The following is an 11,951-nucleotide window of genomic DNA, read 5'->3' as shown; positions in this document are numbered from 1 at the left end:
TTTTGCCATAATTTAGAACTATTTCAAATAATCAACCTTTATGAAAAAACTAGTCGCATTATTTCTAATCGTAACAGCAGTAGTAAGCTGTAACAACAAAAAAGAACAAGAGTCTACACCAGTAGAAACTGCTCAAGTCAAAGAAAGAATTATCTCACTAAATGGAGCTATTACAGAAACGTTAGTAGCCTTAGGAGAAAAAGAAAATATCATCGCTGTAGACGTAACAAGTACTTACCCTACAGATTTAAAAGAAACAGCACAAGATCTAGGTCATACTTCTAAGATATCTGTAGAAAGCATTATGGCTTTAAAGCCTACTGTTATCTATGCAACAGAGAAAGACCTAAAAGATGACTTTAAAGCATCTCTTCAAAAAGCAAACATCCGTTTAGAAATCCTTAAACAAGAGTTTACATTAGAAGGATCTAAACAATTAATCGAAGCTGTAGCTAAATCTTTAAACAAAGACAATTACAAAGAACTTCAGGATAAAATAGACCAAGACTTACAAGGTGTAGTTAAGTTTGAGAAAGCTCCTAAAGTATTATTTATCTATGCTCGCGGTGCTGCTACATTGTTAGTAGCAGGTGATAAAACACCAGCTAACAGCATCATCAACTTAGCAGGAGGACAAAATGCAGTAACTGAGTTTGAAGATTTCAAACCTCTGACTCCAGAGTCACTTCTAAACAGTAATCCAGATTATATCTTAATGTTTACAACAGGATTAGAAAGTATGGGTGGTGTAGATGGTGTTCTAAAAATAGACGGTATCAGCAAAACTAATGCAGGTAAAAACAAAAAGATAATTGCTATGGATGGTCAATTACTTAATGGTTTCGGACCAAGAGTAGGTCAAGCGGCAAAAGAATTAAACAAACTACTATCAGAATAATCACAGAATGAAAACCAAACTCTCTTTTTACGCATTGCTATTATCTATTATCTTAATTGTAATAGCCACTGTGTCTATATTTATAGGAGTTTACCAGTTCGAAGCGGGTACGTTTCAGACATTATATAAAATATTGTTCACAACGCAAGAGGTAAATCCAAGCGACCATTATGTATTTTTTGATGTTCGACTTCCCAGAGTTATAATGGCAATCTTGGTGGGCGCCGGACTATCTCTTGCAGGAACAACCTTACAAGGAATGTTCAAGAATCCCTTGGCATCCCCAGACCTTATTGGTATAACAGCAGGTTCGGTATTATTCGCTGCCCTGACTATCGTGTTAGGAGCACATATTAAACCGCTAATTCCAGAGGTAATACACTACTCATTACTAAGTATAATGAGTTTCGTAGGAGCGATTATAACGATGACATTCGTTTATAAAATGTCTACGAATGGTGGTAAAACTAATGTAAGTATCCTTTTATTATCAGGAGTCGCTATTACAGCTCTTACAGGTGCAGCAACAGGCTTACTTACCTACCTATCTAGTGATGAAGAACTAAGAAATCTTACTTTCTGGACATTAGGTAGCTTGGCAGGAGCCACATGGACTAAAGTAGGTATTCTGGCTGCAGTAGTACTTACTTCTATTATCTTGCTTATCAATAAGGGCAAGGCTTTAAACGCAATGATGTTAGGTGAACGAGATGCAACTCACTTAGGGATCCCTGTTGAAAGAACTAAAAAAATGATCGTCTTACTATCTGCTTTAATGGTAGGGACTATCGTAGCTTTCACAGGTACTATTGGATTCGTAGGACTTATCGTTCCCTATATTTTACGTCTAGTATTTAAGTCTAATTATTACTTTATTCTGCCTTTATCTACATTATGTGGTAGTATCTTACTTCTAGTAGCAGACACAATAAGTAGAACATTAGTACCTCCATCAGAGATACCTATCGGAATACTAACTTCTATCATGGGAGCACCAGTATTTATCGCTATATTGATAAAGTTTAAAAAATCACTCTAAACCATGATTGAAGCATATAAAATAAACTACTTAGCGAAAGGAAGTTATATAATCAATGATATAGACTTCGAATGTAAAGAAGGTGAGTTTATCGCTATTCTTGGGCCTAATGGAGCAGGTAAGTCAACTTTCTTAAGTATACTAGCTGACGAAATACATGAGAAAGGTAACAAAGTACTTCTTAAATCATGTGAATATCCTAAATGGTGTACAAAAGAACTACCTAAGCACAAAGCGAAGTTCTCACAACATCACAATGGTGATATTCCGCTTAATGTAGAAGATGTAGTGATGATGGGAAGATACCCTTACTTTGATCATATTCCTACTGAGGAAGATAAAACTGCAGTAAAGGAGAGTATGGACTGCATAGATATCTGCCCTCTACAACACAGAGAATATAATCACTTGTCAGGTGGGGAGAAACAACGTGTACATTTAGCCAGAGTTCTATCGCAATTAAACAATAATGTAGAAAATAAACTGTTATTCTTAGATGAGCCTTTAAACAATCTTGATGTCTTGCATCAGCATCGCATCATGGATATCATAAAAGAATTTACTGCTAAAGGCAACACTGCCATTGTAGTATTACACGATCTAAACCTAGCTGCTCAATATGCAGATAAGATATTGCTTTTAGAAAAAGGTAAGAAAGTAATATATGATATTCCTGAACAAGTACTAACACAAGAAATTATTACTAAAGTATATAACTTCCCTTGTGTAGTGGCTAAAAACCCAGTGAGTAATAATCCTCTAATCATCTTTGGAACATAAAACAACAACTATGAATACAAACACTCAGACTTTAAAAGAACGTTGGGATGCTTTAAAAGCGACCAATCCTCATACTAGAATACGCAACGCTGCTAACGAACTTAACGTTAGTGAAATGGAGCTATTAGCTACTCAAATAGGTGATTCTGTTACTAGATTAAGACCTGAATTTGAAGCTATGCTATCTGAAGTAGAAACTTTAGGTAAAGTGATGGCGTTAACACGCAATGACGAATGTGTGCACGAACGCAAAGGAGTGTATGCTAATCCTGACTTTAGCAGCCCTCATGCAGGGTTATTTGTCAATCCTGATATTGACTTAAGAATCTTCTTAAGCCATTGGAAAAAAGTCTTTGCTGTAGTAGAGAAAACAGGTGATAAAGATAGAATGAGCTTACAGTTCTTTGGTAAAGATGGAGAAGCTATTCACAAAATATATTTAGTACCACAGAGTAATGAAGAGGCATTTCACACATTAGTAAAGAAATATACTTCTGATGACCAATCAACAGAAGAAACTACAGAAGCTTACTTACATAATCTTGACGAGAGATTAGATGAGGAGATTGATGTAGAAGGTTTCAGAAGCGCTTGGAAAGAATTAAAGGATACACATGATTTCTTTATGTTATTAAGAAAGTTTAATGTGACTCGTACACAAGCATTACGACTTGCACCAGATGAATTCTATGCGAAACAAATCACTAAGGATGCAATCATAACTATGTTAGAAGGAGCTTCTGAATCTCAAACGCCTATCATGGTGTTCGTAGGTAACAGAGGAAATATCCAAATCCATACAGGTGAAGTTAAGAGAACTATGTGGCACCAGAATTGGTACAATGTTCTTGATCCAGACTTCAATATGCACTTAGATATGGATAAGATCGCACAGACTTGGATAGTACGTAAGCCTACTGAAGATGGTATTGTTACCTCTATTGAAGTCTTTAATGAGATAGGAGAAATCATCGTTCAATTCTTTGGTAAGAGAAAACCAGGAATACCAGAATTAGAACAGTGGAGAGAATTAGTAGCTAAACTAGCTTAATATATTTTAAATGCGGGAGATTATTCTTCCGCATTTTTTAATTTCTTAAGGTACATAATATCAAATATCTCCTGTGATTGAAACAATCTACTTTTATCTATTGTCCTAAGATTACTTTTACCAAACACTTCTTTTAATTCAAGTACAAAGTCAGTTACTGTTTGTTTTTGATCAAACTTCACATTCCTAAAAGAGAAAAATTGCAAAGGAGAAAAAGCCTCTAATCTTATCTTAACCACTTCATTCTTATTTTTCAGAGTAATATTTAGAACACCAACGGAACCTAATACTCTAACACTAAGAATTTCTTCCATAGAGAAAGTCCAAGTTTCAGATTTGAAACACACATATATCCCCTCTTCATTCAATTTAATTAAAAAGTAACCAAATATCTTAGGTTCCATAATTAACGAAACCAAAAAAGCGATAATCAATCCAATTATACATACAATAAATAATCCTAATCTTGAGTCGACTCTATCTAAAATAAAAACATCACTACTATAGTAAAGCCACCTAAATAGCAAAAAAGTCAATAAAGAACTAATCAATAATATTCCCACTATAAACAGAATCATCTTTTTAAGTAATGTTCCATATATTTTATACTCCATAATAGTTATTTAATTAAAAACAGATATAAATATAAGAAAATCAAATCATTATACAACTAATCTAAATATACCCCTATTAGCACCTAAATATCCTTCTATAATTAAATTCTAGATCGATATAGACTTAAAAAATTATACGATACTCTTCTATAAAATCATCTAATAAGTAGACCACCTTCTACATCTCCAAAAACACAAATTACATATTTTTCACCTCCTTTCTGTAAAAAGCAGGAATAGCGAAACGGGATTAGGATAATCTAATAGCAATAAATTAAAATATAAATAGTCTCACCTAAAATTCGATAATCACAACATTTATTCAAAGAATAGTTATCAACAGTTATTTAATAACTAATTACACTTTTCAAATATTTTTTATTGATTTAGTCCTTAGTAAACAGTAAATTAGCTAAGATAACTTTGTCAGTTTCCTACACTGCTTTAGGCACTTATCACAGTGTTTTAGCTAGTTTAAAACAATTAGCTATGTATAAAACAAGTCGTTTTTAAGTAGAAGGATCCGACAAAACCTTACAAACCAAAAAAAATACAGCTATGTCGATTTTTGATAAAAGAGTAAACTACAAACCTTTTGAATATCCAGGTATATACCAATTCACGGATGCTATTAATAAATCTTTTTGGGTACACAGTGAAGTTGACTTCACAGCAGATACACAAGATTTCCATTCACACTTAACGAGAGAAGAACAGCTAGCTATTAAACACAGTTTATTAGCCATTGCTCAAATCGAAGTAGCAGTTAAGACATTCTGGGGAAACTTATATCAACACTTCCCAAAACCAGAGTTTAATGGACTAGGAAGTACATTTGCTGAGTGTGAATTCAGACACTCTGAAGCATATTCTAGATTGTTAGATGTCTTAGGATACAATGATGAGTTTGAGAACTTATTAACTGTGCCTGTTATCAAAGAAAGAGTAGAGTATTTAACAGAAGTATTAGAGAACTCTGGTAACTACACAGATCGCAAGAAATATGTAGTATCTCTTATCTTGTTCTCTTTACTTATAGAGAATGTCTCTTTATTCAGCCAGTTTGCTATCATCCTATCATTTGCTCGTTTTAAAGGGCTAATGAAGAATGTAAGTAACATTATTAACTGGACATCTGTAGATGAACAAGTACACGCTAATGCAGGTATCTACATCGTAAATGTTATTAGACAAGAGTTTCCAGACTTCTTCGATGAAGACCTTGTTAATCATGTGAACGAAGTTATCCATAAATCAATAGATATCGAAGCAAAAATACTAGATTGGATCTTTAGCAATGGTGAGATCGAAACAGTAAATAAAGGTGACTTATTAAACTTCATGAAGTTTAGAGTAGACGAAAGTATGGAGAAGATTGGACTTAAGAAAGTCTTCAACATTACAACTGAACAATACACTCCTATGGCATGGTTCGAAGAAGAAGTATTCGCTAATAGCTTAGACGATTTCTTCGCTAAAAGACCAGTAGATTATACGAAACACGATAAGAGTTTCTCAGCTGACGACCTATTCTAAATCTCATTACTACAAAAACCACAAAGAATTCTATGAATAATTTCTCATTACCATTACAGACTGAAGATAACGATAACCTAGTGCCTAAACTATGGTGGAAAAACTCTGAAAGCGAGCAAATCCTAAACAGAGGATACTTACTAAAAGGAGAGACTGTTGAAGGAGCTATTGATCGTATTACGACTGCTGCTGCTAAACGTTTATATAAACCAGAATTAAAAGAATCTTTCCAAGAGATGATAGAACGTGGATGGATGAGCTTAAGCTCTCCTATATGGGCTAATATGGGAACTGAGAGAGGATTGCCTATCTCGTGTTTTAACGTACATATACCTGATGGAATAGAAGGTATTACACATAAACTTGGTGAAGTGATTATGCAAACTAAGATTGGTGGTGGTACTTCTGGTTATTTTGGTACACTACGTGAACGCGGAAGTGCAGTTACTGATAATGGTAAAAGTAGTGGTGCAGTAAGTTTCATGAAGCTATTTGACACGGCTATGGATACTATCTCTCAGGGAGGTGTACGTCGTGGGGCATTTGCAGCTTACTTAGACATCGATCACCCTGACTGTGAGGAATTCTTAAATATTAAAAATATCGGTAACCCTATTCAGAATCTATTCTACGGAGTTTGTATACCAGACTACTGGATGCAGGAGATGATCGATGGAGACAGAGATAAAAGACAGTTATGGGCTAAAGTATTAGAAAGCCGTCAACAGAAAGGAATGCCTTATTTATTCTTCTCTGATAACGTGAATAGTAATAAACCTCAAGTATATAAAGACCTTAATATGCGTGTGAACGCAAGTAACTTATGTTCTGAGATTATGCTTCCTTCATCTGATGACGAATCATTCATCTGCTGTTTATCATCTATGAACTTAGAGCTATATGATGAGTGGAAAGACACAGAAGCAGTGAAGTTAGCTATATTCTTCCTTGATGCTGTATTACAGGAGTTCATCGAGAAGACAGAAGGTAACTATTACTTAGCAGCAGCTAATCGCTTTGCTAAACGTCATAGAGCACTAGGATTAGGAGTATTAGGATGGCACTCATATTTACAGAAGAATATGATCCCATTCGAAGGGTTACAAGCTAAAATGCTAACAAACTCTATCTTCCAAAACATCAGTGCCAAAGCAGATAAAGCTTCTCAAGAGTTAGCGCGTATCTACGGAGAACCAGAGATATTAAAAGGATACGGAAGACGTAATACCACTACGATGGCTATTGCTCCTACTACATCTTCATCAGCTATCTTAGGACAAACATCTCCAGGTATCGAGCCATTTAGTAGTAACTACTACAAAGCTGGATTATCTAAAGGGAACTTCATGCGTAAGAACAAATATCTAATGCAACTTCTAGAACAAAAAGGTCTAGATAACGAAGAGACATGGAGAACTATTATGCTAAACGGTGGTAGTGTCCAAACGATAGAAGGATTAACTGAAGAAGAAAAAGCAGTCTTCAAAACATTTAAAGAGATTAGTCAACTAGAGATTGTACAACAGGCAGCTGTTAGACAAAAATATGTTGATCAAGCACAAAGTTTAAACCTTAACATCCCTTCTGCCCTTCCTATTAAAGAAGTAAATAATCTTCTTATCGAAGCGTGGAAATTAGGAGTTAAAACACTTTACTACCAACGCAGTCAAAGTGTATCTAAAGAAATGGTAACTAACTTAGTTACTTGTAGCAGTTGTGAATCGTAAATAATATCGATTATTATCTTATATCTATGAAGAGAATCTCTACGGAGGTTCTCTTTTTTTGTTTCCTATACTCCGTGTGTTTTATTTCTTGCATATATTCCTTTTAAATAAATAGCTTTAAGCAGATATTACTCTTTAATTACACTGTACAACTCCTAATCTACTAAATAAGCTTAAACAAGCTTAAAACCCCTCAAAACTACACATATTGCTACCACGACCTAATAACTGAAGGAGCTAACTATCTCAGCACCTATACAATAGACTAAATAATATTTTATATTTACATCACTTTATTAACATATTAAAGAAATAAAACACACCTTAATTAGTTGAAATACATAATAAAACTCCCTATATAGATATTAAAATAAGATAAGCATTATTTTTTTGGCACGGTATATGTAATAGACATAGTACAACAAAAACAACAAACATTCTTTTTCTTAAACGACCTAACTATCCCCAAGTAGCTAGGTCGTTTTAATTTAAACCCATAAGACAACAAGATATACACCACCATAACAACCAAACGCATTTATATAAATGCAAAAAGAGACTACCTATCGGCAGTCTCTTTTTTATTTGACCAAGTATAAAAAACGTGAAATTAAATTTCAAATCCCATTGATACTCCTAACTTATTAGCAATAACCTTAGCTACTTTTGCTTTTAGCTCAGGTATTTTTACAGACTCCATTACTTCATCTGTAAAAGCATACATTAGTAATGCTTTCGCTTCTTTTTGAGGAATACCTCTTTGACGCATATAGAACATCGCATCTTCATTCAGCTGTCCTATAGTACATCCATGTGAACACTTCACATCATCAGCGAAGATCTCTAACTGTGGTTTAGCATAGATAGTAGCTTTCTCACTTAGTAATATGTTATTACTCTTTTGGAAACCATCTGTTTTCTGTGCTATTTTATCTACATAGATCTTACCATTAAACACCCCTGTAGAGTTATCGTCATAGATACCTTTATAGTTCTGGTGACTCTCACAGTTCGGTTGATTATGAGATACTAATGTATAGTGATCCACGTGTTGTTTAGCACCTATCAGCGTTACACCTTTCAGTGTACTATCGATACGCTCACCATCTTGATAGAAGTTCAAGTTATTTCTCATTAACTTCCCTCCGAATGAGAACGTATGTACAGATACTCTACTCTCTTGCTTCTGTGTCACATAAGTATTATCTACTAAAGTAGCCGTATCTTTATCATTCTGTAATTTATAGAAATCTACTATAGCACGTTTTTGCGCTACGATCTCTGTTACAGCATTCGTTAATACTACTTCTTCATTAAGAGACTGGTGTCTCTCTACTATTTGAACATAAGCATTCTCACCTACTACCACTAAGTTACGCGGTTGTACTAATAACGCTTTATCTTCTACTGTAGATAAGTATATAATCTCGATAGGCTTAGCCACTACCTTACCTTTAGGAACATTAATAAACGCCCCTTCAGTAGCGAATGCAGTGTTTAAAGCAGTCATACTATCAGACTTATCAGCCGAATTGTTATAAAAGGCATCAATTACCATTTTATACTTAGGCTTAGTCATAGCAGACGACATCAGACATACATCTAGTCCATCGTGTGTAGTAGATGATAAGTGAGAACTGAATACTCCATTGATAAACACCAATTTATATGTATCAGAATCACTTAAGAAATACCTTTTAACTTCTTTATATTCTATCGCTGTTTCCTCTTTTTGAAGTACGCGAAACTCATTCTTTAAAACTGAATTTAATGATGTGTATTTCCACGCTTCGTCCTTCTTAGTAGGAAAACCTTTATCTTCGAATGTCTTTAATGCCTCTAAACGGATGTTGTGTAGCCCTTCGTGCTCACCTACTAACCCTTGTTCAAAAGCTACAAAAGACGTAACTAATTTATCTTTAAGCTCCATAATTCTTTCTTTGCAATTAGATTAAAATGATTGATTCTCTTGACTACTTCTCTAAAGAAGCTTTGATCCAATCGTATCCTTTTTCTTCTAATTCCAATGCCAATTCTTTTCCACCTGTCATAACGATTTTTCCATCGTATAATACGTGTACGAAATCTGGCACGATATAGTCTAATAAACGTTGGTAGTGCGTAATCAAGATTACTGCATTATCCTTGCTTTTTAATTTATTAACTCCGTTAGCTACGATACGAAGTGCATCAATATCTAATCCTGAGTCAGTCTCATCTAAGATCGCTAACTTAGGCTCTAACATAGCCATCTGGAAGATCTCATTACGCTTCTTCTCACCACCAGAGAATCCTTCATTAAGAGAACGTGATAAGAACTTTCTATCGATCTCTAATAACTCTGCTTTCTCTTTAATTTTTTTCAACATATCACTAGCAGGCATTTCTTCAAGACCTTGTGCTTTACGTGATTCGTTGATTGCTGTTTTCATAAAGTTAGTTACAGAAACACCTGGGATCTCTACTGGATATTGGAACGATAAGAAAACTCCTTTATGTGCTCTCTCTTCTGGTCCTAATTCTCCTAACTCCTCACCTTCTAAGATGATCTCACCTTCTGTTACTTCGAATGCCTCATTACCTGTGATTACAGATGATAATGTACTCTTACCAGCACCGTTAGGCCCCATGATAGCGTGTACTTCACCCGCTTTCACTTCTAAGTTAATTCCCTTTAATATTTCTTTATCTTCAACACTTGCGTGTAAATTCTTTATCTGTAACATAAGATTGTCTTGTTTAATTTTGTTGAGGTAATCTGATTTTTATTCTTTAGTCAGTGGTAGATTAACCCACACTTCCTTCTAAAGAAATCTCTAATAATTTTTGTGCTTCTACAGCGAACTCCATTGGCAACTTGTTTAACACCTCTTTTGAGAATCCGTTAACGATAAGTGCAATAGCTTTCTCAGTAGGAATACCACGTTGATTACAGTAGAAGATCTGATCTTCACCGATCTTACTAGTAGTCGCCTCGTGCTCTATCTTAGCAGTAGTATTCTTCGCCTCGATATAAGGGAACGTATGAGCACCACACTCATTACCCATTAATAAAGAGTCACATTGAGAGAAGTTACGAGCATTCTCAGCTCTTGGTCCCATGTGAACCAATCCTCTATAACTATTTTGAGATTTACCAGCAGAAATACCTTTCGAAATAATTGTCGACTTTGTATTCTTACCTAAGTGAATCATTTTAGTACCAGTATCTGCCTGTTGGAAGTTATTCGTCACAGCGATAGAGTAAAACTCTCCGATAGAGTTATCCCCTTTCAAGATACAAGATGGATATTTCCACGTTACCGCAGATCCAGTCTCTACTTGTGTCCACGATATCTTAGCATTCTTCTCACATAGACCACGTTTAGTCACGAAGTTAAATACCCCACCTTTACCATTACTGTCTCCAGGGAACCAGTTTTGTACAGTAGAATACTTAATCTCAGCATCATCCATAGCGATAAGTTCTACTACAGCAGCGTGTAATTGATTCTCATCACGTGATGGTGCAGTACATCCCTCTAAGTAAGAAACATAACTACCCTCATCAGCAATAACTAACGTACGCTCGAATTGACCTGTACCTGCTTGGTTAATACGGAAATATGTAGATAATTCCATCGGACAACGAACGCCCTTAGGAATATAACAGAACGATCCATCAGAGAATACAGCAGAGTTTAACGCTGCATAGAAGTTATCCGTCTGTGGCACTACCGATCCTAAATATTTCTTCACTAACTCAGGGTGATTCTTGATCGCCTCAGAGATAGAACAGAATATAATACCACGCTCAGCTAATGTATCTTTAAAAGTAGTCGCTACAGACACAGAGTCCATCACGATATCCATCGCTACACCAGATAAACGCTTTTGTTCATTCAGTGATATACCTAATTTACTAAATGTCTCAAGTAATTCAGGATCTACCTCGTCTAAACTCTTATATGAATCCTTCTTCTTAGGAGCCGAATAATAAGAGATCGCTTGGAAGTCCGGTTTAGTATAATTTACATTCGCCCATTCAGGCTCTACCATAGTCTTCCATATACGGAATGCCTCTAGTCTCCATTCAGTCATCCATGTAGGCTCACCCTTCTTAGCAGAGATCGCTCTAACAATATCTTCATTTAGTCCAACAGGAAATGTCTCAGACTCTATATCTGTATAGAATCCATATTCATATTCCTTGGTTTCTAATTCTTTCTTTAAATCTTCTTCTGTATACTTACTCATATATTTATACTTAAAAGCCACTACTTTCTCGTACGCTTCTTTAAATTCAACTAATTATCAAAAGGAAAGA

The 11,951-nt window shown here is 35.0% G+C and carries 10 protein-coding genes; 6 read left to right on the top strand and 4 right to left on the bottom strand.

The genetic code is table 11. The features are described 5' to 3' along the window. Nucleotides 1–40: 40 nt before the first annotated feature. The 4 genes from CF599_RS04130 to CF599_RS04115 are packed head-to-tail and all read left to right on the top strand — an operon-like array spanning nt 41 to nt 3,768. Nucleotides 41–898 carry a hemin ABC transporter substrate-binding protein gene (locus tag CF599_RS04130; protein ID WP_121964780.1) on the top strand — a complete coding sequence of 286 codons (858 nt, stop codon included), beginning with the start codon at nt 41–43 and terminating at the stop codon, nt 896–898. Nucleotides 899–905: 7 nt separating this feature from the next. Then, on the top strand, nt 906–1,937 hold the full coding sequence (locus CF599_RS04125; protein ID WP_121964779.1) for an iron ABC transporter permease: 1,032 nt from the start codon (nt 906–908) through the stop codon (nt 1,935–1,937). A 3-nt stretch (nt 1,938–1,940) separates the two neighbouring features. Continuing rightward, nucleotides 1,941–2,717 (top strand): heme ABC transporter ATP-binding protein, encoded by a 777-nt coding sequence (locus CF599_RS04120; protein ID WP_121964778.1) that lies wholly within the window; start codon nt 1,941–1,943, stop codon nt 2,715–2,717. Nucleotides 2,718–2,727: 10 nt separating this feature from the next. Beyond that, the gene (locus CF599_RS04115) at nt 2,728–3,768 is read left to right on the top strand and encodes a hemin-degrading factor (RefSeq protein WP_121964777.1); all 1,041 of its coding nucleotides are present in this window, start codon (nt 2,728–2,730) and stop codon (nt 3,766–3,768) included. Nucleotides 3,769–3,788: 20 nt separating this feature from the next. On the opposite strand, the gene CF599_RS04110 is transcribed toward CF599_RS04115, so the two are convergent. Then, nucleotides 3,789–4,382: a hypothetical protein gene (locus tag CF599_RS04110; protein WP_121964776.1), complete on the bottom strand. Its 594-nt coding sequence runs from the start codon at nt 4,380–4,382 to the stop codon at nt 3,789–3,791. Between the two features lie 558 nt (nt 4,383–4,940). Between CF599_RS04110 and CF599_RS04105 the strand changes: the two genes are divergently transcribed. Further along, nucleotides 4,941–5,918, top strand: coding sequence for a ribonucleotide-diphosphate reductase subunit beta (locus tag CF599_RS04105; RefSeq protein WP_121964775.1), 978 nt, complete (start codon nt 4,941–4,943; stop codon nt 5,916–5,918). Between the two features lie 32 nt (nt 5,919–5,950). Continuing rightward, complete coding sequence (locus CF599_RS04100; RefSeq protein WP_121964774.1) at nt 5,951–7,645, top strand: ribonucleoside-diphosphate reductase subunit alpha; 1,695 nt, start codon at nt 5,951–5,953, stop codon at nt 7,643–7,645. Between the two features lie 610 nt (nt 7,646–8,255). On the opposite strand, the gene sufD is transcribed toward CF599_RS04100, so the two are convergent. The 3 genes from sufD to sufB all read right to left on the bottom strand — a co-directional run bounded on the left by sufD (nt 8,256) and on the right by sufB (nt 11,881). Beyond that, entirely contained in the window at nt 8,256–9,575 is a 1,320-nt protein-coding gene (gene sufD, locus CF599_RS04095; protein ID WP_121964773.1) for a Fe-S cluster assembly protein SufD, read from the bottom strand. Nucleotides 9,576–9,618: 43 nt separating this feature from the next. Continuing rightward, nucleotides 9,619–10,371, bottom strand: a complete 753-nt coding sequence (gene sufC / locus CF599_RS04090; protein ID WP_121964772.1) for a Fe-S cluster assembly ATPase SufC — start codon at nt 10,369–10,371, stop codon at nt 9,619–9,621. Nucleotides 10,372–10,432: 61 nt separating this feature from the next. Beyond that, nucleotides 10,433–11,881, bottom strand: coding sequence for a Fe-S cluster assembly protein SufB (gene sufB / locus CF599_RS04085; RefSeq protein ID WP_121964771.1), 1,449 nt, complete (start codon nt 11,879–11,881; stop codon nt 10,433–10,435). Between the last annotated feature and the right edge of the window lie 70 nt (nt 11,882–11,951).

The organism is Myroides sp. N17-2 (assembly GCF_002286775.1).
In the GTDB taxonomy this organism is placed as follows: Bacteria; Bacteroidota; Bacteroidia; order Flavobacteriales; family Flavobacteriaceae; genus Flavobacterium.
The sequence above is the reverse complement of the archived record's forward strand: the minus strand, read 5'-3'. Positions and strand labels throughout refer to the sequence as shown.

Bases quoted from the DNA above. Each gene is read 5' to 3' on its own strand.
- CF599_RS04130 (WP_121964780.1), top strand. From the start codon at position 41: ATGAAAAAACTAGTCGCATTATTTCTAATCGTAACAGCAGTAGTAAGC.
- CF599_RS04125 (WP_121964779.1), top strand. From the start codon at position 906: ATGAAAACCAAACTCTCTTTTTACGCATTGCTATTATCTATTATCTTA.
- CF599_RS04120 (WP_121964778.1), top strand. From the start codon at position 1,941: ATGATTGAAGCATATAAAATAAACTACTTAGCGAAAGGAAGTTATATA.
- CF599_RS04115 (WP_121964777.1), top strand. From the start codon at position 2,728: ATGAATACAAACACTCAGACTTTAAAAGAACGTTGGGATGCTTTAAAA.
- CF599_RS04110 (WP_121964776.1), bottom strand. From the start codon at position 4,382: ATGGAGTATAAAATATATGGAACATTACTTAAAAAGATGATTCTGTTT.
- CF599_RS04105 (WP_121964775.1), top strand. From the start codon at position 4,941: ATGTCGATTTTTGATAAAAGAGTAAACTACAAACCTTTTGAATATCCA.
- CF599_RS04100 (WP_121964774.1), top strand. From the start codon at position 5,951: ATGAATAATTTCTCATTACCATTACAGACTGAAGATAACGATAACCTA.
- sufD (WP_121964773.1), bottom strand. From the start codon at position 9,575: ATGGAGCTTAAAGATAAATTAGTTACGTCTTTTGTAGCTTTTGAACAA.
- sufC (WP_121964772.1), bottom strand. From the start codon at position 10,371: ATGTTACAGATAAAGAATTTACACGCAAGTGTTGAAGATAAAGAAATA.
- sufB (WP_121964771.1), bottom strand. From the start codon at position 11,881: ATGAGTAAGTATACAGAAGAAGATTTAAAGAAAGAATTAGAAACCAAG.